At 71.9% G+C, this 23,352-nt stretch carries 23 protein-coding genes; 13 read left to right on the top strand and 10 right to left on the bottom strand.

Annotated elements, in window-relative coordinates; translation table 11 throughout:
* Positions 1 to 25 precede the first annotated feature (25 nt).
* Both C569_RS0102930 and C569_RS0102925 read right to left on the bottom strand, forming a co-directional pair.
* Positions 26 to 1,417: an MFS transporter gene (locus C569_RS0102930; RefSeq protein WP_018784332.1), complete on the bottom strand. Its 1,392-nt coding sequence runs from the start codon at positions 1,415 to 1,417 to the stop codon at positions 26 to 28.
* Between the two features lie 20 nt (positions 1,418 to 1,437).
* Complete coding sequence (locus C569_RS0102925; protein WP_018784331.1) at positions 1,438 to 2,205, bottom strand: glycerophosphodiester phosphodiesterase family protein; 768 nt, start codon at positions 2,203 to 2,205, stop codon at positions 1,438 to 1,440.
* Between the two features lie 88 nt (positions 2,206 to 2,293).
* Here C569_RS0102925 and C569_RS0102920 point away from each other — a divergent pair, with 88 nt between their 5' ends.
* Together C569_RS0102920 and C569_RS0102915 are read left to right on the top strand one after the other, a co-directional pair.
* The gene (locus C569_RS0102920) at positions 2,294 to 2,737 is read left to right on the top strand and encodes a helix-turn-helix domain-containing protein (RefSeq protein ID WP_196806662.1); all 444 of its coding nucleotides are present in this window, start codon (positions 2,294 to 2,296) and stop codon (positions 2,735 to 2,737) included.
* Positions 2,730 to 3,098: a DUF4180 domain-containing protein gene (locus C569_RS0102915; RefSeq protein WP_018784329.1), complete on the top strand. Its 369-nt coding sequence runs from the start codon at positions 2,730 to 2,732 to the stop codon at positions 3,096 to 3,098. Before C569_RS0102920 ends, C569_RS0102915 begins: the two co-directional genes overlap by 8 nt.
* Positions 3,099 to 3,201: 103 nt before the next feature.
* Here C569_RS0102915 and C569_RS0102910 read toward each other — a convergent pair whose 3' ends face one another.
* From C569_RS0102910 to C569_RS0102900, 3 genes are all read right to left on the bottom strand, one after another.
* Complete coding sequence (locus tag C569_RS0102910) at positions 3,202 to 3,852, bottom strand: flavodoxin family protein (RefSeq protein ID WP_026267627.1); 651 nt, start codon at positions 3,850 to 3,852, stop codon at positions 3,202 to 3,204.
* Between the two features lie 62 nt (positions 3,853 to 3,914).
* Positions 3,915 to 4,679 carry a 1-acyl-sn-glycerol-3-phosphate acyltransferase gene (locus C569_RS0102905; RefSeq protein WP_018784327.1) on the bottom strand — a complete coding sequence of 255 codons (765 nt, stop codon included), beginning with the start codon at positions 4,677 to 4,679 and terminating at the stop codon, positions 3,915 to 3,917.
* Between the two features lie 370 nt (positions 4,680 to 5,049).
* The gene (locus C569_RS0102900) at positions 5,050 to 5,460 is read right to left on the bottom strand and encodes a MerR family DNA-binding transcriptional regulator (RefSeq protein WP_018784326.1); all 411 of its coding nucleotides are present in this window, start codon (positions 5,458 to 5,460) and stop codon (positions 5,050 to 5,052) included.
* Between the two features lie 64 nt (positions 5,461 to 5,524).
* Between C569_RS0102900 and C569_RS0102895 the strand changes: the two genes are divergently transcribed.
* The 4 genes from C569_RS0102895 (at position 5,525) to cydB (ending at position 10,315) form a co-directional block, all read left to right on the top strand.
* Positions 5,525 to 6,151: an NADPH-dependent FMN reductase gene (locus C569_RS0102895; protein ID WP_081635897.1), complete on the top strand. Its 627-nt coding sequence runs from the start codon at positions 5,525 to 5,527 to the stop codon at positions 6,149 to 6,151.
* A gap of 18 nt (positions 6,152 to 6,169) precedes the next feature.
* Positions 6,170 to 7,654 carry a DHA2 family efflux MFS transporter permease subunit gene (locus C569_RS29725; RefSeq protein WP_018784324.1) on the top strand — a complete coding sequence of 495 codons (1,485 nt, stop codon included), beginning with the start codon at positions 6,170 to 6,172 and terminating at the stop codon, positions 7,652 to 7,654.
* 235 nt (positions 7,655 to 7,889) lie between these two features.
* Positions 7,890 to 9,299 carry a cytochrome ubiquinol oxidase subunit I gene (locus C569_RS0102885; RefSeq protein WP_026267625.1) on the top strand — a complete coding sequence of 470 codons (1,410 nt, stop codon included), beginning with the start codon at positions 7,890 to 7,892 and terminating at the stop codon, positions 9,297 to 9,299.
* Positions 9,300 to 9,316: 17 nt separating this feature from the next.
* On the top strand, positions 9,317 to 10,315 hold the full coding sequence (cydB, locus tag C569_RS0102880) for a cytochrome d ubiquinol oxidase subunit II (protein ID WP_026267624.1): 999 nt from the start codon (positions 9,317 to 9,319) through the stop codon (positions 10,313 to 10,315).
* A 70-nt stretch (positions 10,316 to 10,385) separates the two neighbouring features.
* Here cydB and C569_RS0102875 read toward each other — a convergent pair whose 3' ends face one another.
* Positions 10,386 to 11,072 carry a hypothetical protein gene (locus tag C569_RS0102875; RefSeq protein WP_026267623.1) on the bottom strand — a complete coding sequence of 229 codons (687 nt, stop codon included), beginning with the start codon at positions 11,070 to 11,072 and terminating at the stop codon, positions 10,386 to 10,388.
* Between the two features lie 65 nt (positions 11,073 to 11,137).
* Entirely contained in the window at positions 11,138 to 11,602 is a 465-nt protein-coding gene (locus C569_RS0102870; RefSeq protein ID WP_018784320.1) for a peroxiredoxin, read from the bottom strand.
* A gap of 101 nt (positions 11,603 to 11,703) precedes the next feature.
* On the opposite strand from C569_RS0102870, the gene C569_RS32990 reads away from it, so the two are divergent.
* The 6 genes from C569_RS32990 (at position 11,704) to C569_RS0102840 (ending at position 17,496) form a co-directional block, all read left to right on the top strand.
* Positions 11,704 to 11,844 (top strand): hypothetical protein, encoded by a 141-nt coding sequence (locus C569_RS32990; protein ID WP_018784319.1) that lies wholly within the window; start codon positions 11,704 to 11,706, stop codon positions 11,842 to 11,844.
* Between the two features lie 124 nt (positions 11,845 to 11,968).
* Entirely contained in the window at positions 11,969 to 12,697 is a 729-nt protein-coding gene (locus tag C569_RS0102860; protein WP_018784318.1) for an SDR family NAD(P)-dependent oxidoreductase, read from the top strand.
* A 195-nt stretch (positions 12,698 to 12,892) separates the two neighbouring features.
* Positions 12,893 to 13,744 carry a pyridoxal kinase PdxY gene (pdxY, locus tag C569_RS0102855; protein WP_018784317.1) on the top strand — a complete coding sequence of 284 codons (852 nt, stop codon included), beginning with the start codon at positions 12,893 to 12,895 and terminating at the stop codon, positions 13,742 to 13,744.
* Between the two features lie 99 nt (positions 13,745 to 13,843).
* A complete protein-coding gene (locus tag C569_RS0102850; RefSeq protein ID WP_018784316.1) occupies positions 13,844 to 14,308 on the top strand; it encodes a helix-turn-helix transcriptional regulator in 465 nt (154 codons plus the stop codon).
* 5 nt (positions 14,309 to 14,313) lie between these two features.
* Positions 14,314 to 14,724, top strand: coding sequence for a VOC family protein (locus C569_RS0102845; RefSeq protein ID WP_026267621.1), 411 nt, complete (start codon positions 14,314 to 14,316; stop codon positions 14,722 to 14,724).
* 396 nt (positions 14,725 to 15,120) lie between these two features.
* On the top strand, positions 15,121 to 17,496 hold the full coding sequence (locus C569_RS0102840; protein ID WP_018784314.1) for an excinuclease ABC subunit UvrA: 2,376 nt from the start codon (positions 15,121 to 15,123) through the stop codon (positions 17,494 to 17,496).
* A gap of 39 nt (positions 17,497 to 17,535) precedes the next feature.
* Here the strand turns inward: C569_RS0102840 and C569_RS0102835 are convergent, their stop codons facing one another.
* The 3 genes from C569_RS0102835 to C569_RS32985 form a co-directional block, all read right to left on the bottom strand.
* Positions 17,536 to 18,243, bottom strand: coding sequence for a response regulator transcription factor (locus C569_RS0102835; protein ID WP_155945483.1), 708 nt, complete (start codon positions 18,241 to 18,243; stop codon positions 17,536 to 17,538).
* Positions 18,244 to 18,341: 98 nt separating this feature from the next.
* Positions 18,342 to 19,604 (bottom strand): sensor histidine kinase, encoded by a 1,263-nt coding sequence (locus tag C569_RS29720; protein ID WP_018784312.1) that lies wholly within the window; start codon positions 19,602 to 19,604, stop codon positions 18,342 to 18,344.
* 7 nt (positions 19,605 to 19,611) lie between these two features.
* Positions 19,612 to 20,151 carry a hypothetical protein gene (locus C569_RS32985; protein ID WP_018784311.1) on the bottom strand — a complete coding sequence of 180 codons (540 nt, stop codon included), beginning with the start codon at positions 20,149 to 20,151 and terminating at the stop codon, positions 19,612 to 19,614.
* 289 nt (positions 20,152 to 20,440) lie between these two features.
* Here C569_RS32985 and lanKC point away from each other — a divergent pair, with 289 nt between their 5' ends.
* Positions 20,441 to 23,068, top strand: a complete 2,628-nt coding sequence (gene lanKC / locus C569_RS29715; protein WP_018784310.1) for a class III lanthionine synthetase LanKC — start codon at positions 20,441 to 20,443, stop codon at positions 23,066 to 23,068.
* Positions 23,069 to 23,352: the final 284 nt, after the last annotated feature.

Raw genomic sequence — 23,352 nt, 5'->3', positions numbered from 1 at the left:
TCCGCAGGCCGGGGCGCGGCGCGGGTCAGAGCACCCGGGGCGGGGTGTTGCCGGCGGCGATGATGGCCCGGCGCATCGGCACGGCGGCCAGCAGCACGAAGCCGACCACGAAGAAGATCAGCAGTGACACCAGGCCCACCCGGTACGACGAGGTCAGCTGGAACACCAGGCCGAACGCCAGCGGGCCGAGCCAGCTGGTGCCCTTGTCGCTGATCTCGTAGAAGCCGTAGTACTCGCCCTCCTTGCCGGCCGGGATGAGCTGGCTGAACAGCGACCGGCTCAGCGCCTGGCTGCCGCCGAGCACCAGGCCGATGCAGCCGCCGAGGATCATGAACGGTACGGGCGCTTCGGCGGGCAGCTGGAACGCGGCGATGATCACACCGGTCCAGAGCACAAGCGACAGCAGCACGGTCTTCCAGGCGCCGATGCGCCTCGCGAGCGCGCCGAGGGCGAGCGCGCCGCCGAAGGCGAGGAACTGCACCAGCAGGATGGTCACGATCAGCGTGCTCTGGCCAAGCCGCAGTTCCTCGGTGCCGTACTGGCTGGCGAGGGTGATGACGGTCTGGATGCCGTCGTTGAAGACCAGGAACGCGAGCAGGAAGAACAGCGTCAGCGGGTACGTCTTGAGTTCCCGCAGGGTGCGCCCGAGCTGCCGGAAGCCGTCGGTGAGCACGTTGCCGCCCGCCTGCAGGGCCGCGGCGGTGGGGTGTTCGCGCAGCCAGCGCAGCGGGACCAGGGTGAACGCGGCCCACCACACGCCGGCCGACACGATCGACCAGCGGGCCAGGTCCAGCGTGCGCTGGGCGTTGCCCTCCTCGCTGAGCATGGTGACCGCGACCAGGTTCAGCGCGAGCAGCAGCCCGCCGCCGAGGTAGCCGATGGCCCAGCCGCGGCTGGAGATGCCGTCGCGTTCGTCCGGGCCGCCGAGTTGCGGCAGGAACGAGTTGTAGACGACCACGGCGGCCCCGAAGGAGATGTTCGCGATCAGGAACAGCGCGCCGCCGAGCAGGTAGCGTTCGCCGGTGACGAAGGCGAACGCGATGGTCGCGCCGGCGCCGGTGAACGCCGCGGCGGCGAGCAGGCGCTTCTTGTGCGCCGACCGGTCGGCGATCGCGCCGACCACGGGCAGCACGAACACGGTGAGGAACACCGACAGCGAGATCAGGTACGGGTAGAACGACCCGGCGGCGACCTTGATGCCCAGCGGGTACACCGCGCCGTCGCAGCTGTCCGCGCCCAGCTCGCAGCCGGCGGCGAGTTCGGCGACGGTGGTCAGGAACGGCCCGAGGAAGACAGTGATGACTGTGGTCTGGAACGCGGAGTTCGCCCAGTCGTAGAAGTACCAGCCGGTGCGCTCGCGGCGGGTGCTGCCCGGTCCGGTGGGGTCGGCGACGGCGGGGGTGACCGTATCGGCCATCGGGGGTCGTCCTCGGGGGCTCAGGCGGCCCAGTGGCCGCGACTGCGGTAGACGTCACGGAGCACGCTGACGTGATCGGTCATGATGCCATCCACCCCAAGATCAAGTAAGTGGTGCATCTGGGCGGGATCGTCGATCGTCCAGACGTGCACCTGCAACCCGATCCGGTGGCAGTACGCGAGGAACCGCCCGTCGACCACCGGCACCCGGCCGAAGGAGACCGGCACCTGGGCGGCGACCACTGACGGGGGCAGCCGCACGGGCCGCCCGTGCAGCGAGGCCAGCCGCAGCCGCGCCACGCCGCGCATACCGATGCTGGTGGCGACCTCCGGGCCGGCCAGCGCCCGCAGCCGGGCCAGCCGGGCGTCGCTGAACGAGGCGAGCAGCACCCGATCGCCCGCGCCGGCCCGGGAGACGGTGGCGACAGTGGGCGCCACGCCGCCGTCGGACTTGACGTCGATGTTGAACCGCACCTGCGGCCACGCGCCGAGCACCTCGTCCAGGCGGGGCACCAGGGCGGCCCCGCCGACGCGTACCGAGGACAGATCGGCCCAGCGCAGGTCGGCGATGCGGCCCGGCTCGCCGGTGACGCGGCGCAGCGTCGGGTCGTGGAAGACCACCGGTACGCCGTCGGCGGTGGCGTGCACGTCGGTCTCCACGTACCGGTAGCCCAGGGCGACGGCACGGGCGAACGCGGCGGCGGTGTTCTCGTCGCCGTCGGCCGCGCCGCCGCGGTGGGCGAACGCCAGCGGCGCGGGCGCGTCGAGGTAGCCGGGACGGGGCTGCACGCGGGCAGTATGCCCGGCCTGGGTGGCGGGCACATGGCCGGGCGATGAAATTACCTATCGCTCCCTATCGGGACTAAGATAGGGTGCGATGAGTAACGACATGTATTCGGTCGAGCAGGTTGCTGACCTGCTCGGGCTGCACGTGCGCACCGTGCGCGGCTACATCCGGTCCGGGCGGCTTCGGGCCACCCGGATCGGCAAGCAGTACCGGATCGCGCGTGCGGACCTGGACGCGCTGACCGGCCGGCCGGCCGTCGCGGCCGCCGGACCGGCGGCGGAGGCGTCGAGCGTCCTGCGGCTCGACGGCGTCGACCGGGCCGCCGCCGACCGGCTCGCGACGCTGGTGCTGGCCGGCGTGAACACCCACCACGACCCGGACCGTCCGCTGCGGGTGCAGACGGTCCACGACGAGGAGCGGCAACGCATGACCATCATGATCCTGGGCGACCTCACCGCCGCCGCCGACCTGCTGCGCCTGGTGGACGAGGTGCTGGGCGGCGACAACGGCCTACTCGGCGGCGGCCGTGGCTGACGTGATGCAGGACCGGGCCGGCGTGGCGGTGCTGGTCTGCGACCCGGACGGTCCACCGATCGCCACCGAGGGCGACGCGCTGGACCTGATCGGCGCCGCGTTCCTCGGTGCGACGGTGGTCGCGGTGCCGGCCACCCGCCTCGATCCCGGCTTCTTCACGCTCGGCACCCGTTTCGCGGGCGAGGTGATGCAGAAGTTCGTCAACTACCGGCTGCGCCTGGCGATAGTCGGCGACATCTCCGCGCACCTGGACCGCAGTGGCGCGCTGCGCGCGCTGGTGGCCGAGTCCAACCGGCACGACCAGGTGTGGTTCGTGCCGGACCTGGCCGCGCTCGACGCCCGCCTGCGCGCCACCGCCTGACCCAGCCCGACGTCGTCCTCGCCTCGCCGATGTTGCACTCGCGGCCCTCGTCGGGGGCGGTTGGCCGGGTTTGCCCGGGCACCAACCGCAAGATCGGCGGGGGTCAGCCTGGCTGTGTGCTGGGTCCGGCGGCCGCGTCCCGGGTTCCGGGCGGCGGGTAGGGCTGCTCCGCGAGCAGCCGGGCCAGGTGGGCGCTGTTGAGCGCCAGCGCGGCGGTGGCGCGGCCGGTGGTGTCGGGTTTGGGGCGGGCGTCGACGTAGTCGGTCTTGTGCAGCGCCTCCCCGACCCAGTAGGTCGCCCCGGCGGCCGGGCAGGTGAAGCCCACCTCGTTGAGCGCCTGCTGCACCTCGGCGATGGTGTGGTGCGCGCCGTCCTCGTTGCCGACCACTGCCACCCCGCCGACCTTGCCGTAGGTGAGCAGCCGGCCCTGGTCGTCGGTCTCGGACAGCTCGGCGTCCAACCGTTCGAGGACCATCTTCGTCACCGACGAGGGCTGACCGAGCCAGATCGGGGTGGCGATGATCAGGATCTGGGCGGCGAGCAGCTTGGCGCGGATGGCGGGCCAGCCGTCGCCGTCGCCCTCGTCGACGGACACCCCGAAGCGCACGTCGTGGTCGACCACCCGGACGATCTCGCCGTCGACGCCCTGATCGGCCAGCGCGTCGAGCACCTCCTGACCGAGCACGTGTGAGCTGGACGTCGCCGGGGAGCGTTTCAGGGTGCAGTTGAGAACGAGTGCTCGAACAGCGGTCATGACGGTCCTCTCGACGTACGCGGTAAGCGTCATCTGATACCCGCCGTCGCGGCCGGAATGCCTCAGGTGCGGCGGCGGTGCGCGCGGCTGCCGTCCACCGGGCGGCCGGGGTCGACGTGCCGGGGCCGGTCGGGCTCGTCGGGACGCAGCAGCACCAGGTCGTCGGTGATCGCGTCGATGATCCGGTCGGTGGCCTGCCGGGCCGCGCCGGGGTAGTCCGGCCGTAGGTCGTCCAGCGGCACCGGGGCGCCGAAGTGCACCCGGATGGCGGGTCGGCGGACGACCGCCCGGGCCACCGCGCGCAGCATCCCCTTGGGCGCCCGGTAGGGCATCACCTCGTGCGAGCCCCACTGGGCCACCGGTACGACGGCGGCGCCGGCGGCGAAGGCGAGCCGGGCAGCGCCGGTCTTGCCGCGCTCGGGCCACATGCCCGGGTCGAGCCCGATGCGTCCCTCGGGGTAGACCAGCACCACCGACCCGCCGGCCACGGCCTGGGCGGCGACCTCCAGCGAGCGGTGCACCGCGGCGGTGCCCCGGTCGACGCGGATGTGCCCGGCACGGCGCATGAGCGCCCCGATCACCGGGGCGCGGAACAGCCCGCCGGTGGCCATGATCCGGGGCGCGACGCGCCGGACCCGGCAGGCGGCGGCCAGCACCACCGGGTCGAACGGGCTGATGTGGTTGGCGGCCAGGACGAGCGGGCCGTGGCGCAGCGCGTCGGGCACGTCGCCGGTGACCTCCAGCCGGCCGACCAGCCCGACGACGGCGCGGGCGAGCGTCTGCGCGCCCCGCCACAGCAGCGGTGCGCGCCAGGGGGTGCTGTTCATCAGTGCTGGATGGTCGCACGCGCCGGGCCGATCCCGGCACCCGGCACGGTGATCCCGGGGTTGAGGAAGAGCGGTACAGCGGTCGGCGCCGAGAATGATCTTGCGGGTCTCACCGCTCCGCCCAGCTCTCACATTCGCCTGCCTCGCCGATCTACGCACCGGCGACACCCTGATCATCTGGAAGATCGACCGGCATCGCCGAGTACGAAGCCGCCCTGATCAAGGAACGGGCAGTGGCCGGGCTGTCCGCCGCTCGCGCCCGCGGCCGCAGTGGCGGCCGTAAGCCGAAGATGACCCCGGCCCTGATCGGCAAGGCGCAACGGATGTACGACTCCCGTCAGTTCACCATGGCCGAGATCGCCACAGCTTTCTACCCGCGCCCCTGGTTGGGCACCTCGATGCGGTCGTCGATCTCGCACAGTCGACCGCCGGAGAGCATCTCACCGAGGTATGCCTGAAGTGCCGCGGTGCGCGCCTCGGCTTCGTCGATGAGCACAGCGGCGACACGTTGCCAATCCTGTGGCTCGGGGTCGTCAGGGAGCGTGACGAAGACGTCGGCGATTTCTCGGACGGTGAGTCCGACGCGCTGGGCGACCTTGGCGACCTTGATACGGCAGGCGGCGCTGTCGTCGAAGCGCCGCTGGTCGCCTGCGGTGCGGTGGGCGGTGATCAGCCCGTGCTGCTCATAGAAGCGCACGGCGGAGGGCGCCACCCCGGCCTCGGTCGCGACGTCCTTGACCGTGAGGGTGAAGCGGGCAGGGATCTGCGCTGCGATGCTCACTCGACCATGGTGCCCCACCCAGCGGCTTGACTTCAACATAAGTTGAAGGCCGAGCATGGCCGGCATGACCGATCCGACGTCCCCGTACAGCCCTTCGCCCGAGACCGCGTTGTCGACGGCCGACCGATTGGACCAGCCGCCGCTACGCCTGGCCGTCATCGCCGCCAGCGTCCGTAAGGAACGGCTGAGCCGCGTACTCGCGGACTGGGTCGCCGGCAAGGCGGCCGACATCGCCGACGTCGACCTGGTCGACCTGGCCGAGTGCGAGCTGCCCGACGACGAGCACCTGGAGCCTGGCGGCGGCCCCCGCTCGGCGATCGCCGACCGCATCGATCGAGCCGACGGGTACGTCATCGTCACCCCCGAGTACAACCACAGCTACCCGGCCTGCTTGAAGCGGGCGATCGACTGGCACTACGGCGAGTGGATGTTCAAGGCGGCCACCGTGCTGTCGTACGGGGTGCAGGGCGGCTTGCTGGCCGCCGAGCACCTGCGCGGCGTCTTCGCCGAGCTGCACGTGGTGACCACCCGCCGTGTCGTCGGGCTACGCGCGCCGTGGAACGACATCGGCGACGACGGTTTCACTCCACCGCCCGGCACGGGCGAGGCCCTCGACGAGGCGTTGCGCGAACTGACCTGGTGGGCGACGACGCTGCACGTCGCCCGCCGCGACCGCCCGTTCCAGCGCTGAGCGCCGGCCGGACCCGCCATGGATGCTCGCGCACGTGTCATCGGCCTGGTGCTCGCCCTCGGTGGGCTGATGGTCATCGTCGACACCACCGTCACCCTGGTCGCGGTACCCGCGATCGTCGCCGACCTCGACTCGACCCTGCCTGCGGTGCAGTGGGTGACCAGCGGCTACCTGCTCGGCGTCGTCGCGGTTACCCCACTCGCCGGCTGGGCGGCGAACCGCTACGGCGCCCGCCGCGTGTACGTGGCCGCACTGGTGATCTTCACCCTTTCCTCGGGTCTGGCCGGTCTGGCATGGGACGCCGGGTCGCTCACCGCGTTCCGAATCCTGCAGGGCCTCGGCGGTGGTCTGCTCAACCCCGTGGGCCAGGCCATCGGTCTACGTTCCGTGTCCCGCGAGGCCCGCGGCCGATTGATGAGCCTGCTGGGCCTGCCCCTGATCATTGGCCCCGTCCTCGGCCCGCCTCTTGCCGGCTGGCTTGTCGACGCCGCTTCCTGGCGCTGGATCTTCCTCCTCAACGTGCCGATCGGCGCCGCCGCCGTGCTGCTGTGCGCGCGACTGCTGCCACGCCAACCCGCCGACCCCGCGTCGACCACGCGGATGGACTGGACCGGCCTGGCTCAGGTATGCGGCGGTGCCGTGCTGCTCGTGCTGGGGTGCACCCTCATCGGGGAGACCGGCGAGATGACCATCGAGGCGGCTGCCGCGCTCGGCGCGAGCGTGCTGCTCCTTGCCTCGTTCGTCGTCCGCGCACTGCGGATCGATGCCCCACTGGTCGACCTGCGGTTGCTGCGCCACCGACCCCTCGCCGGTGGCCTGGCCGTGCTGGTGTGTTTCGGCGCCGCCTACTTCGGAGCGATGTCGATCCTGCCGATCTACGTCCAAGGCGTCCGCGGCGACCCCGCCACCCTCGCCGGCACCATCACCATCCCGATGGCCCTCGCCGTCGGAGCGACTCTTCAGATCGCCACCCGACTGGTGGACCGCGTACCACCAGCACGCATCGTGTTCACCGGCGTGACACTGGGCCTGCTCGGCAGCATCGCACTGCTGATCACCACGACGAGCGGCGCGTCATACCCGATGATCGCAGCCGCGGCGGCCGTTCTCGGTGTTGGTTCCGGCGCCACCCTGATGCCGGCCATGACCGTGGCCGTGCGCGACCTGGAGCACGAGGACACCCCCCGCGGTACGACACTGCTCGCGCTCGTCCAGCAGATCGCCAGCGCTGTCGGCGTTGCCCTCGTCGCCACCACTCTCACGGTTCTGGTGTCCACCCGGGTGACCGAACTGGGCACCACCGACAGCGGCGGGCTCGCTGCGATGCTCGCCCTCGATCCACCCGCCCGCGCCGAGCTCGAGACTCAGCTTGCCGGAGCGGTCGGCGGCAGCTACGCCGTCGCCGCAGCCTTCATGGCCCTGAGCGTACTGGCGGCGGCCGTGGGCCTGCGTCGCGTCGCGCGGGTCGAAGACCGGGCCGAGGGGTCAAGATCGCCAGCCTGACAGGGGTTTCCCGAGCCGGCTGTGCGTCCGCACGGTCATCACCACGTCCCCGCAGCGGCCTCAGCCCGCTGCGGGGACGACGGGCACAGCGCATCCCGGGGACCGCAGGTCCTCCGGCAAGGGTGATCAGGGTCATTGGTCCCGGGCCGGGTCGGGCCCTGCGGCCCTGCCGCTTTCGCTACGACAGCGAGTAGTATCTACTACGTCTCGTAGTATGCTCAGCTGGGGGTTTCAGGTGGACGCGTTGGACGTCGCCCGCTGGCAGTTCGGTGTCACCACCGTCTACCACTTCTTGTTCGTGCCGTTGACCATCGGCCTGTCCGTGCTGGTGGCCATCCTCCAGACCATGTGGCACCGCACCGGCAACGAGCGGTACCTCAAACTCACCAAGTTCTACGGCAAGCTCTTCCTGATCAACTTCGCGATGGGTGTGGTCACCGGCATCGTGCAGGAGTTCCAGTTCGGCATGAACTGGAGCGACTACTCCCGCTTCGTCGGCGACATCTTCGGCGCTCCGCTGGCCATCGAGGCCCTGGTGGCGTTCTTCCTCGAATCCACGTTCATCGGCCTGTGGATCTTCGGCTGGGACCGGCTGCCCAAGCGTCTGCACCTGGCCGCGATCTGGGCCGCCGCGATCGGCACCAACCTGTCGGCGTACTTCATCCTCGCCGCGAACTCGTTCATGCAGAACCCGGTCGGCTTCCGGATCAACCCGGACAGCGGCCGCGCCGAGCTGACCGACTTCGTCGCCGTGCTCACCAACAAGGTCGCCCTGGTCACCTTCCCGCACACCCTGGCCGGCGCGTTCCTGGTCGCCGGCTCGCTGATGGTCACCGTCGGCCTGTGGCACGTGATGCGCAACCGTGACAGCGCCGACACCGGCGCGTACCGCTTCGCCACCAAGCTCGGCTCCTGGACGGTCCTGGTCTCCTCGGCACTGGTCATCCTCACCGGCGACATCCAGGGCAAGATCATGACCGAGGTGCAGCCGATGAAGATGGCCGCCGCCGAGGGCCTCTACACCACCGAGAGCCCCGCCTCGTTCTCCGTGCTCACCGTCGGCAGCCTCGACGGCAGCCGCGAGCTGTTCGCCGTCAAGATCCCGTACCTGCTGTCGTTCCTCGGCACCGGCGACCCCAACGGCACCGTGCAGGGCATCAACGACCTCCAGGCCCAGTACGCCAGCCAGTACGGCCCCGGCAACTACGCCCCGATCATCCCGGTCACCTACTGGAGCTTCCGCTTCATGATCGGCTTCGGGTTGGCCGCCGCCGCGATCGCGCTGCTGGTGCTGTGGAGCCAGCGCAAGGGCCGCACCCCCACCAGCAAGTGGCTGCTGCGCGCCGGCCTGGTCATGCCCGTGCTGCCGCTGCTGGCCAACTCCTTCGGCTGGATCTTCACCGAGATGGGCCGCCAGCCGTGGATCGTGTTCGGCGAGATGCTCACCCGCGACGGCGTGTCCCGCAGCGTCTCCCTGACCGAGGTGCTCACCTCCTTCACCGCGTTCACCCTCATCTACGCCGTCCTCGCGGTGGTCGAGTTCAAACTGCTGGTCCGCTACGCCCGCGCCGGCGTACCGGACGTCAGCCCGCAGACCGACGACGACACCGACGACGCCGAGCGCCCGCTGGCGTTCGCCTACTGACACCCCGGAGCCCAACCGTGGAACTGACGACCGTCTGGTTTCTTCTCGTGGCAGTGCTCTTCACCGGCTACTTCATCCTCGAAGGCTTCGACTTCGGCGTCGGGATGCTGCTGCCGGTGCTCGGCCGCGACGACCGGCAGCGCCGCGTCCTGATCAACACCATCGGCCCGGTCTGGGACGGCAACGAGGTGTGGCTGATCACCGCCGGCGGGGCCATGTTCGCCGCCTTCCCCGAGTGGTACGCCACCCTGTTCTCCGGCTTCTACCTGCCGCTGCTGCTCATCCTGCTGGCTCTGATCGCCCGCGGCGTCGCCTTCGAGTACCGCCACAAGCGGCCCGAGGCGTCCTGGAAGCGCCGCTGGGACCAGGCCATCTTCTGGGGCTCGGCGATCCCTGCCGTGCTGTGGGGCGTGGCGTTCGCCAACATCTTCCGCGGCGTGCCGCTTTCCGCCGACCACGAGTACGTCGGCGGCCTGCTCGACCTGCTCCACCCGTACGCGCTGCTCGGCGGCCTGACCACGCTGGGGCTGTTCCTCACCCACGGCGCGGTGTTCCTGGCCCTCAAAACCACCGGTGACATCCGGGAGCGCGCCGGCGCCCTCGCCGTCAAGCTCGGCGTCGGCACCGCCGTGGCCGCCGTGGCGTTCCTGAGCTGGTCGCTGACCATCCGCTCCAGCGCCGCCGCCGTCGTGCTCGCCGTCGGCGCCGCCCTCGCCCTGCTCGGCGGTCTGGCCGCGGCCAGGGTACGCCGGGAGGGCTGGGCGTTCACCGGCACCGCCGTGGCGATCGCGCTGGCCGTGGCGACTCTGTTCGCGGCGCTGTTCCCGAACGTGATGCCGTCCACCCTCGACGCGGCGGGCACGCTCACCGCCACCAACGCCGCGTCCACCCCGTACACCTTGAAGATCATGACCTGGGTGGCGGTGGTGTTCACGCCGATCGTGCTGGCCTACCAGGGTTGGACCTACTGGGTGTTCCGCCGCCGGATCGGGGTACAGAACATCCCGCAACACTGATGGACCTGTGGGCGCAGGGGCGCGGGGCCGGTGCGAGGGGGTCGCACCGGCCCCGCGGGGCGTTCCGGGGTCAGCGCGCCTCGCGCAGCTCCGCCAGCCGCGCCTCGATCTCGGCCAGCTCGGCGCGCAGCTTCTCCGCCTGCTGCTCGGCCTCGGCCCGCTCGGCGGCCAGGATCTGCTCCACCGCCTCCTGCACGCCGGGCACGTCCACCAGCGCCACCATCCGCAGCGCCTCGGCGGGCTTCACCACGTACGGCCGGGCCAGCGCCTTCGTGCCCTGCTGCGCGGCGACCGTCCACTCGCCCTCGGCGTAGGCCAGCGTCACGGTGAGCCCCGGCGGGGTCTTCGGCTTCGCGGCCTTCACCGCCCGCTTCGCCGGCTTCGGCTCCGCCGCCGGCTGCTCGGCCCTCGGCTCCTCCCGTCGCGGCGCCGGCACCCGCGGCGTGTCCAGCACGAACGCCGGCTCCGGCGCGGCCGGCGGCTGCTCCGGTTCCGGCTTCGCCTCGGCGGCCGGACGCCGCCCCGCGCCCCTGGGGGCGATCGCCACGTCGGCGGGGGAGAACGGCAGCTCGTCGCGGCCGAACCGCACCACCACGAACTCCTCCGACGCCGCCGGATCGGTCAGCTCCACCACCTGCCCGAGCTGCCCGGCCATCTGCCCGGCCGCCTCGGTGAACACCACCCGGGGCTTGCGGCCCGCCGCAAGGGCCTCCCGGATTCCCTGAACCTCGTCAGTGGACAAACCCTGACCCGCCATCACGCCCTCTTCCGTACACCTGTTTGACGCAGCCTTGATACCAGCCGGCTGCGACACCGCGATGATCAGCCCCCGAGGGCCCGCAGCGCCGCGTCGGCGTGCTCGTTCATGCTCAGCTCGCTGTGCACCACGGCGAGGACCCGCCGGTCGGTACCGATCACGAACGTCATCCGCCGGGTGCTCAGCGCGCCCAGCGGCAGCCGCCGCCGCACCCCGAACGCCCGCGCCACCTCGCCGTCGACGTCGGACAGCAGCGGATAGTCGAACCCGTGCCGGCGGGAGAACTCGGCCTGCCGCTGCACCGGATCCCGGCTGATCCCCACCCGGGACGCGCCCACCGCCGCGAACTCCGCCGCCAGGTCCCGGAAGTGGCAGCTCTGCGCGGTGCAGCCCCGCGTCATCGCCGCCGGGTAGAAGAACAGCACCACCGGCCCGGCGGCCAGGAACTCCGACAGCCGCCGTGGCGTGCCCGTCTCGTCCGGCAGCGTGAAATCCTCGACCAGGTCACCGACACCCACCGCGTCACTCATGACGTGAGGATATGTAGACATCGGCGATCCCGCTCCGTCGTACCGGGCGAGCGGCGGGGAGGCACCGCCGCACGACGCACGGTCACCACCGGCTGCACGCCGTGCGCGCCCACCTGCTCGAACTCCACGGCGACACGCAGGCCGCCGCCGAGCACTACCGGCTGGCCGCCCGGCTCACCGGCAGCCGGCCCGAACAGCGCTACCTCAACCGGCGGCTCGCCCGCCTCACCGACGGCGCCTGAGCGGCACCCCGGTCACCCCGCCGTCACCCAGCACCAACGCGCGCCCCATGTGACAGTCCTCTCCACCCCGGATGGTCCCGCCCACGGTAACGTCGCCCCCACCGCCAGGCAGGGGAGAAGGGCATTGACCTCCGTCACCATCATCACCGGGGGTGGACGCGGCATCGGCGCGGCCACCGCCCGCCGCCTCGCCGCCGAGGGTCACGATCTGGTCATCGGTTACCGCGCCGACCACACCGCCGCCGAGGCGGTGGCCGCCGACGTGCGCGCCGCCGGCCGCCGCGCGGTCACCGTCGCCGCCGACACATGCGACCCCGACGGGGTACGCCGCATCTTCGACGCCGCCGACCGGCTCGGCCCGCTCACCGGCCTGGTCAACAACGCCGGCGTCACCAGCCCGATCGGCCCGTTCACCGACCTGCGCGTCGACGACCTGCGCGAGGTCGTCGACGTCAACCTCATCGGCTACGTCCTGTGCGCCCAGCAGGCGGCCCGGCGGCTCACCCGCGGCGGCGCCATCGTCAACGTCTCCTCCGTGGCCGCGACGCTCGGCTCACCCGGCGAGTACATCCACTACGCCGCGGTCAAGGCCGCCACCGACGCCCTCACCGTCGGGCTGGCCAAGGAACTCGCGCCGCACGGTGTCCGCGTCAACGCCGTCGCCCCCGGGATCATCCGCACCACCATCCACGCCCGCTCCGGCGTGCCCGACCGTCCCGACACCGCCGCCGGCCGGATCCCGATGGGCCGCGCCGGGGAACCCGAGGAGGTCGCCGGCGCGATCGCGTACCTGCTCGGCCCGGACGCCTCGTACACCACGGGCGCGGTCCTGCGCGTCGGCGGCGGCCTCTGACCCGGCGGCGGCCCGGGGGATCTCCGCCCCCGGGCTGCCGCGCCGCGTCTCCTACTGAGGCCGCTCCGGGAACCACTTGATCAACGTGGAGACGGGGAAGGTCGAAAGCGTGAGCCGAACGGTCACCGCCGTCCCGACCCGGTCATCACCCCACCACCGGCAGTCATCCGCGGCCGGAGATGCGACGATGACCGGGTGAAGATCCTGTCCATCCAGTCGTCGGTCGCCTACGGCCACGTCGGCAACTCCGCCGCCGTGTTCCCGCTGCAACGCCTCCGGCACGAGGTCTGGCCGGTGCTGACCGTGCACTTCTCCAACCACACCGGCTACGGCGCCTGGCGCGGCCCCCTGCTCGCCCCCACCGACGTCGCCGACGTCATCGCCGGGATCTCCGACCGCGGCGTGCTCGGCACCGCCGACGCCGTCCTCTCCGGCTACCAGGGCGACCCCGCCGTCGGCGCCGTCATCCTCGACGCCGTCGCCCGCGTCAAGGCCGCCAACCCGGCCGCCGTCTACTGCTGCGACCCGGTCATGGGCGACGTCGGCCGCGGCATGTTCGTCCGCCCCGGCATCCCCGAATACCTGCGCGACACCGTCGTCCCGCGCGCCGACATCGTGACCCCCAACCAATTCGAGCTGGAGTTCCTCGCCGGCCGCACCACCGGCACCCTCGACGACCTGCTCGCCGCCGTCGACGCCGTCCGCGCCACCGGCCCCCGGCACGTCCTGGTCACCAGCGTCCTGCACGGCGACCTGCCCGCCGGTCACCTGGAAGTCGTCGCCGTCTCCGACGACGGCGCCTGGGCCGTCACCACCCCGCTGCTGCCGATCGCCCCCAACGGCGGCGGCGACGTCACCGCCGCCCTCTACCTCGCCCACCTCACCACCACCGGCTCACCGCGGACCGCGCTGGAACGCACCACCAACTCGATCTACGCGGTACTCGAGGCGACCCTCGAAGCCGGCACCCGCGAACTGCAACTCGTCGCCACCCAGGACGCCATCGCCGACCCGCCCACCCGCTTCACCGCCCGCCGGCTGCGCTGACCCACGCCCCGGGTGCACCGGGCACGGCCGGTGCACCCGGCGACGACCCGCCGCCCACACTGGTGGACGACACCGCCGCCGAGCAGGCAGGATGCGGACGTGCCACCGCACCCGGCCACCGACGACCCCGCATTCGCCCAGCGGCTGCGCGACCTCACCCGCCTGCGCCGCGTCCGCGACCGCATCGACCGCGAATACGCCGAACCCCTCGACGTCGAAGCCCTCGCCCGCGGCGAGCACATGTCCGCCGGGCACCTCAGCCGCCAGTTCCGCCAGACCTACGGCGAATCCCCGTACGCGTACCTCATGACCCGCCGCATCGAACGCGCCATGGCCCTGCTGCGCCGCGGCGACCTCAACGTCACCGACGTCTGCTTCGCCGTCGGCTGCCAGTCCCTGGGCACCTTCACCACCCGGTTCACCGAACTCGTCGGCGAACCACCCGGCGCCTACCGCGCCCGCCACGCCCCCGACACCGCCGAACCACCCCCGTGCCTGACCAAACAGGCCACCCGGCCGATCAGGAATCGAGAAGCCCGCACCGGCCGGCCACCACTACCGTGACCACCATGACGATCACCATCCACTACGCGTTCCTGCCCCACACCGACGCCGACGCCGCCCTCGCCTTCTACCGCGACACCCTCGGCTTCGAACTGCGCAACGACGTCGGCTACCAGGACATGCGCTGGCTCACCGTCGGCCCGCCGAACCAGCCCGAGACCGGCATCGTCCTGCACCCGCCGGCCGCCGACCCCGGCATCACCGACGACGAACGCCGCACCATCCTCGAACTGATCGCCAAGGGCAGCTACGGCGCGCTCACCCTCGCCACCGACGACCTCGACGGCCTGTTCGACCGCCTTCAGTCCGGCGGCGCCGACGTCGTCCAGGAACCCACCGAACAGCCCTACGGCGTACGCGACTGCGCCTTCCGCGACCCCACCGGCAACCTCATCCGCATCAACGAGCGGCGCTGAGGCCCACCCCGTGAGCGACGCACCCGCGCCCGGCGCCGCGACGATACCGCCCACCGCCTCGACCACGACGTCGACTGCGGGGTCGCCACCGCCGGCCCCGACGGGCCGCAACCTCGCCGCCGCCGCGCCCGCGTCGGTCTCGGCCCCACCCGCGACGTCACGATGATCGACGGCGACGTGGAAACCCTCGCCGTCGACGCCCTGCCCACCGAACACGGGACCGCTTCGGCACCCGAACCGGCTTCGACCCCCGTACCCTGATCACGCCCTACCGTTGGCACCGCATCACACCACGCCGCATCCAGACCTGGCGTGAAGCCGACGAACTGCCCGGCCGCACCCTGAAGCGCGACGGCCGCTGGCTCGACTGACACCGCAACACCGGACGGAGACACCATGAGCAAGGCCACCACCGGCCTGCACCACGCCGACAGCCACGACATCATCCGCGTCCACGGTGCCCGCGAGAACAACCTGCGCAACGTCGACGTCGAGATACCCAAACGCCGGCTCACCGTCTTCACCGGCGTGTCCGGCTCCGGCAAGAGCTCACTGGTCTTCGGCACCATCGCCGCCGAGTCCCAGCGCCTCATCAACGAGACGTACAGCGCCTTCGTCCAGGGCTTCATGCCTACCCTGTCCCGCCCCGAGGTCGACGTCCTCGAAGGCCTCACCACCGCCATCATCGTCGACCAGGAACGCATGGGCGCCGACCCCCGCTCCACCGTCGGCACCGCCACCGACGTCAACGCGATGCTGCGCATCCTGTTCAGCCGCCTCGGCGACCCCCACATCGGCCCGCCCAACGCCTACTCGTTCAACGTCCCCTCCGTACGCGCCACCGGCGCCGTCACCGTCGACCGCGGCCCCGGCAAGACCCAGACCAAGAAGGGCACCTTCAACCGCCTCGGCGGCATGTGTCCCCGCTGCGAGGGCCGCGGCGCCGTCACCGACTTCGACCTGACCGTCCTCTACGACGAGAAGCTGTCCCTCAACGAGGGCGCCATCACCATCCCCGGCTACAGCATGGACGGCTGGTACGGCCGCATCTTCCGCTCCAGCGGCCTGTTCGACCCCGACAAGCCCATCCGCGACTACACCAAGCGGGAACTGGACGACCTGCTCCACAAGGAGCCCACCAAGATCAAGGTCGACGGCATCAACGTCACCTACACCGGCCTCGTCCCGGCCATCAGCAAGTCGATGCTCGCCAAGGACGTCGACGCCATGCAGCCGCACATCCGCGCCTTCGTCGAACGCGCCGTCACGTTCACCACCTGCCCCGACTGCGACGGCACCCGGCTGGCACCCGAAGCCCGCTCCTCGAAGATCAAGGGCATCAACATCGCCGACGCGTGCGCCATGCAGATCAGCGACCTCGCCACCTGGGTACGCGACCTGCGCGAACCATCCGTCGGCCCGCTGCTCACCGCGCTGGGGGACACCCTCGACTCGTTCGTCGAGATCGGCCTCGGCTACCTCAGCCTCGACCGCCCCGCCGGCACCCTCTCCGGCGGCGAGGCACAGCGCACCAAGATGATCCGCCACCTCGGCTCGTCCCTCACCGACGTCACATACATCTTCGACGAACCCACCATCGGCCTGCACCCGCACGACATCGCCCGCATGAACAACCTCCTGCTACAACTGCGCGACAAGGGCAACACCGTCCTGGTCGTCGAACACAAACCCGAAACCATCGCCATCGCCGACCACGTCGTCGACCTCGGCCCCGGCGCCGGCACCGCCGGCGGCACCATCTGCTACGAGGGCACAGTCGCCGGCCTGCGCGACAGCGGCACCACCACCGGCCGCCACCTCGACGACCGCGCCACCTGCAAGGACAAGCTGCGTACGCCCACCGGCGCCCTGCCGATCCGCGGCGCCCGCACCCACAACCTGCGCGACGTCGACGTCGACATCCCCCTCGGCGTCCTGGTCGTGGTCACCGGCGTCGCCGGCTCCGGCAAGAGCAGCCTCATCCACGGCTCCCTGGCCAAGCGTGAGGACGTCGTCAGCATCGACCAGACCGCGATCCGCGGCTCCCGCCGCAGCAACCCGGCCACCTACACCGGCCTGCTCGACCCCATCCGCAAGGCCTTCGCCAAGGCCAACGGCGTCAAACCCGCCCTGTTCAGCGCCAACTCCGAAGGCGCCTGCCCCACCTGCAACGGCGCCGGTGTCATCTACACCGACCTCGGCATGATGGCCGGCGTCGCCAGCACCTGCGAGGACTGCGAGGGCAAACGGTTCCAGCCCGCCGTCCTCGACTACCACCTCGGCGGCCGCGACATCAGCGAGGTCCTCGCCATGTCCGTCGACGAGGCCGAGACGTTCTTCAGCGACGGCGAGGCCCGCACCCCCGCCGCCCACACCGTCCTCGACCGGCTCGCCGACGTCGGCCTCGGCTACCTCACGCTCGGCCAGCCCCTCACCACCCTGTCCGGCGGCGAACGGCAGCGCCTCAAGCTCGCCACCCGGATGGGGGACAAGGGCGGCGTGTACGTCCTCGACGAACCGACCACCGGCCTGCACCTGGCCGACGTCGCCCAACTACTCGGCCTGCTCGACCGGCTCGTCGACGCCGGCAAGTCGGTCATCGTGATCGAACACCACCAGGCCGTCATGGCGCACGCCGACTGGATCATCGACCTCGGCCCGGGAGCCGGCCACGACGGCGGCCGGCTCGTCTACGAGGGCACCCCGGCCGATCTCGTCGCCGCCCGGTCCACGCTCACCGGCGAACACCTCGCCGACTACGTCGGCGCCTGACCGCCGCGCCCGCTGAGGCTCCCGGCCGCGCCGCGGGCCTCAGCGGGACAAGCCGGCCATCCGGGCCGGCGGCGCCGTCCCGGGCTCCACCAGCCCGCACTGGTACGCGGCCACCACCGCGTGCGTCCGGTCCCGCATCCCCAGCTTCGTCAGGACCCGGCTGACGTGGGTCTTGACCGTCGCGTCACCGAGCACGAGATGCTCGGCGATCTCCCGGTTCGACATCCCGTACGCCATGAGCACCAGCACCTCGCGCTCCCTCGGCGTGAGCCCGCGCATCTGCACCGGTGTGGGCAGCCCCGGGTCGGGCCGGGCGGCGAGGTCGTCGAGCAGCCGCCGGGCCACAGCGGGATCCAGCCACGCCTCTCCAGCGGACACCGCCCGGATGGCCGACACCAGTTCCTCGGGCGCGGCGTCCTTCAGCACGAAACCGGAGGCGCCCGCCCGCAGCGCGGCATGCACCGCCTCGTCCACGTGGTAGGTCGTCAACATGATGATCCGCACCGGCCGGTCGGCGTCACCGATCAGCTTCTCCTCGGCCATCAGCCTCGTCGCGGCCAGGCCGTCGGTGCCGGGCATCCGCACGTCCATGAGCACCACGTCCGGGCGCAGCCGGCGACCGAGTTCCACGGCCTGCGCCCCATCGCCGGCCTCGGCGACGACCTCGATGTCCGGCTCGTTCGTCAGCAGCATCGCGAGTCCCGCCCGCACGAGCGGCTGATCGTCGGCGAGCAGCACCCTGATCATGAAGGCTCCCGTCATCGGCGGCCGTGACCACGGCCCCACCACATGATCATCGGTGCCGGCGTCGCCGGCCAGCCTGATGTCGCCCAACGGACACGCGTTCACCCGACAGCCGGCACCCCGCCGTCACCCGGCACCGCCACGACGTCGCCGCGCTGCGCGACCGGCAGCGTCGCGCTCACCCGGAACCCGCCCTCGGGACGCCGCCCGGCGACCAGGCGGCCACCGACGCGTTCCAGCCGTTCGGCGAGGCTGACCAGCCCGTTGCCGGTCGACAGCCCCGCCGCCGCGCCGCCCGGGTCACCGCCCGTGCCGTCGTCGTCGACACGCAGCAACACCACCCGCTCCTGCCACCCGAAATGCACAGTCGCGCAGGCACGCCGCCCGACGTGCTTCAGCGTGTTCGTCAAGCTCTCCTGCACCGTCCGGTACGCCGCCAGCTCGATACTCGGATCCAGCGGCTTGGGGCTGCCGGACACCGACATCGTCACCGTCAGCCCCGCGCACCGCATCGACGTCAGCAGCACCTCGATGTCGTCCAGCCGCGGCTGCGGGCCCGGCTCACCGCCGGCCGCCGGACCCGACTCGGCCCGCATGACCGCCAGCAGCCGGCGCAGCTCCGCCATCGCCTGCTGCCCCGCCTGCTGAATGTGCAGCAACGCCTCCCGGGTGCGCTCCGGGTCGGAAGCGCTGATCCGCGCGGCACCGGCGGCCTGCAGAACCATCACGGTCACCGAGTGGGACACCACGTCGTGCAGCTCGGCGGCGATCCGGCGACGCTCCAACGCCACCGCCTCGGCCCGGGCCAGACGCCGCTCCCGTTCCAGATCGGCCACCCGCCGCCGATGCCGCCGCACCACCGACCCGGCCGCCCACGCGGCCGCGTAGATCAGCGCGAACATCAGCGCGGTGACCACGAACTCCCCGGCCCGCGCACCCGGGTTCGGCTCCACCCGGAACGAGTCGAGCGCGCTGAGCAGACTACGCGCGCACGCCGCCGCGAACGCCACCGCCGACACCACGAGCGGCCGCAACGCCGCCACCGCGTACAGGGCGACGATCAGGCCCACCCACGGCCGGTAGTCGTGCACCAGGAACCACATCGCCACACCGTGGGCACACTGGAACCCGAAGACGGCTACCGGCGCGCGGGCCCGCCACCACAGGGCACCGATCGACAGCACCGCGGCGAGCACCTGCACCCACTGCCGGACCGGGCCCACCGGCTCACTCTGAATCACCACCGACGAAGCCGTGAACAGGTCGAGCAGGCACAGCACCGGCAGCAGCAGAAGATCGTGACGCCACCATCTCGCAGCCCGCGCCGGGGCAGACGGCGCCACCGCACCGGTCACCGTGGTCATCGGCGGGCTAGGAATCTTCGGCGGGGCAGCCGATCCCGAACAACCGGCACGTCCACGACAGCGGAGAGCCGTCGTCGTCACCTCCACCATCCGGCGTCGCCGCGCTCACCCGGTGCGTGGTCACCGGCACACCCGGCCGGCCCGCGGCGGCCAGCACGACCGGCGACACCACGCCACCGGCGACGTCCGCGGCCACCCGCCACCGCCGGTCCCCGTCGTCGGCGAGCAACGCCAGCACCCGGCGCACCGCCGACGCGTCGGTGCCGTACCCACCGGGAACCGTCTCACCGGCGAGGGACACCATCAGCAGGTCCGCCGGGTCACGGTGCAACACCGACACCTCGGCCACAGTGAGCGACCGCGCGTCCGGACCGGTCACCCCCACCAGACGCACCGCGTCACCCGAGCGCGGCCGGCCCGCACCCACCGTCCGCAGCAGACACCGCCGGCCGTCCAGCGCAACCCCACGCGCCACCGTCACCCAACCCGCCGGCCGCTGCGCCTGCAGGAACAACACCGCCGGCGGCGACTGGACCTCGGTCTCCATCAAGGACCTCCAGAGAACAGAAAGATGCGGGCGGACGACCCGCGTACGCGACGAATTCTGGCCGACACCAGGCCCGGCGGACGTCCCCGTACCGGGTGACATCCGGTGTCACCTTCCAGACGGACCCCCCGGCGCCCCGGACCGGACCGGGGCGGACACCGAACCTCGCCCCACGGCCGGACGCCGGAACCGGCCGGCTACGACCACGATGGAACCAGTCCGGACGACGGCAGCCACACACCGAACACCCCGGACACCCATCCCACCCGTCACGGCCGCGAGGTTCGCCATGCCCAAGCCCGGTGCCTTCCTGATCGCCGACCCGATCCACGTCGACTCACCGGCGTACGTCGCCGACACGGCGAACCGGTTCCCGCTGGCCGGCCAGACCCCGCCCGACGGATGGCGCGTCGCCGAGCACGGCGGCTGGGTCATGTGGCACCCCACCCACACGCAGCTGCCGCAGCAGGGCTGGAAGGTGCACGTGTCAGTGGGCCTCGACGACGCCGCCGACGTACTCGACCTGGTACGCGACCACTGCGTACGCCACCGGGTCGCCTTCAAGTTCCAGCGCAGCCGGCGACTCGCCCTGGTCAACAACGAGAAGTACGCCCACCGCGCCGGCAGCGGAAAACTCGCCGCCCTGTACCCGGCCGACGACACCGCCCTGCGCCGCATCCTCGACGACCTCGGCACCCGGCTGGCCGGCTACCGCGGCCCATACGTCCTCAGTGACCTGCGCTGGCACGACGGACCCCTCTACCTGCGCTACGGCGGATTCGCCGAACTCTGGTGCGTCGACGGCGACGAACCCGTCCCCGCCGTCGTACGCCCCGACGGAGTCCTCGTCCCCGACCGGCGCGAACCCGTCTTCACCGTGCCCGACTGGGCCCCCGTACCCGACTTCGTCGCCGAACACATCGCGGCAGTGGACGCGCAGACCGCCGACGACCCGCCCTACCGCATCGACGAGGCCCTGCACCACTCCAACGCCGGCGGCGTCTACCGCGCCACCGACCTGCGCGACGGCCGCACCGTCGTCCTGCGCGAAGCCCGGCCGCTGGCCGGGCTCGACGGAGCAGGAACAGACGCCCTCACCCGCCTGCGCCGCGAGGAGGACATGCTGCGGCGCCTCACCGGCCTCGACTGCGTACCACGACTTCTCGACCGCCTCACCTGGTGGGAACACGAATTCCTGGTCGAGGAGTTCGTCGAGGGCGACACCCTCCAACACCACCTGGCCATGCGGCACCCCCTGATCCACCCCGACCCCACCGACCAGGACCTCGCCGACTACACCACCTGGGCGCTCGACGTCATCGACCGCGTCGAGACGGCAATGGCCCAGATACACGCCAGGGGAGTGGTCTTCGGCGACCTGCACACCGCCAACGTCATGATCCGGCCCGACGGCCGGATCGTCCTCGTCGACTTCGAACAGGCGTACCTGGCCGACGAGGACTTCACCCCGTCACTCGGCGACCCCGGCTTCGCCACCCCGCGGATACGCCGCGGCCCGGCCGTCGACGCATACGCGCTGGCCTGCCTCCGACTCGCCGTCTTCATACCGATCACCCAACTCACCGCACTGACCGACGAGAAGTTCCACGACCTCGTCACCGCCGCCCGACGGTTCCCCCTGCCCGCCGGATACCTCGACCGCATCCAGGACGACCTGCACACCGCACACGCCACGCCCGCCCGCACCGCTGCCTCCGAGCACACCCGCGTCACCCGCTTCCCATGGCCCACCGGCCACACCGCCGACCACACCCCGCTGCTCGAATCACTCGCCGCCGGAATCCGCGCCACCGCCACCCCACACCGCACCGACCGGCTCTTCCCCGGCGACCCCGGACAGTTCCCACACGGCGGCGCCACCCTCGCGCACGGCGCCGCCGGCGTCATCTGGGCACTGGTCAGCACCGGCACCCACTACCCCGAACGCGACGAACACCTCGACTGGCTCGTCCGCGCCGCACAACGCCTACCCGCCACCCACCTCGGCCTCTACGACGGCCTGGCCGGCATCGCCGCGCTGCTGCACCGCACCGGACGCCACGACGACGCCGCGGAACTCCTCGACCGATGTCGCACCGGCCTCCACGACCAACACGGCCCCGGCCTGCACAGCGGCCTCGCCGGCATCGGACTCGCCCTGCTCCGCACCGGCACTCCCGCCCCCGACGACGCCCTGCGCATCGGTGACCGGCTCACCCGCACCCTCACCGACGACACCAGACACCCCGTACCCGAACCCGCACGCCCCGGCCTGCTCCGCGGCTGGTCCGGCCCCGCGGTCTTCCTCACCCGGCTCCACGAAGCCACCGGCGACCCCGCCTGGCTGCACGCCGCCCGCACCGCCGTCCGCCGCGACCTCGAACACACCGTCCGCGACGACAACGGCAACCTCCACGTACGCGACGGCGCACGACGACTGTTCTACCTCGACGAAGGCAGCGCCGGCATCGCCGTCGCCGCACACACACTGCTCCACCACGGCGAACGCCCCTGGCTGCGCGACATCGTCACCACCGTCCGCCGCACCGTCGACGTCGAGTTCGTCCTCCTGCCCGGCCTCTTCCACGGCCGCGCCGGACTGCTCGCCACCGCCGCACTCCTCGCCGACGAACCGCCCCACCCCACCCCGAACCGTCCCGTCAGCATCGTCCGCGACGCCGCGACCCGCCGCCACCCCGCACACCTGGCCCGGCTCGCCTGGCACGCGTACGCCCTCGACGGCCACCTCGCCTTCCCCGGCGACACCCTGCTGCGCATCTCCACCGACCTCGCCGCCGGCGGCGCCGGAATCCTCTCCGCCATGCACGCCGCGCTGCACCACACCGGAGTCACACTGCCCTTCCTCGACGCACCCACCCACGTCGCGACCACCGGCCACCTCCTCGCCGCGAGCTGAACCAGCCGGCACCCACAGACCCCGTCGGCACCCACCGACGGCCCTCCGGGACACACCGGAGGCCCGACCACCACACCCACGAAGGAGGTGAACCCCCATGACGAAGCTCCTCAACCTGCAGGCCATGGCCACGCAGAACGGCACCCGCCACGCGGTCCCGCCGCAGTCCAGCAGCATCAGCATCGCCTGCTGCAACGGCTGAGACGGCAGTGGCGACGGGGCCACCGGCCCCGGCCACACCTGATCCGCCTGGCGACCCGGGCGGGCGGCCCCCCGCCCGCCCG

Source organism: Micromonospora sp. CNB394 (assembly GCF_000374985.1).
Lineage (GTDB): Bacteria > Actinomycetota > Actinomycetes > Mycobacteriales > Micromonosporaceae > Micromonospora > Micromonospora marina.
This window is presented reverse-complemented; position numbering and strand designations above follow the sequence as displayed.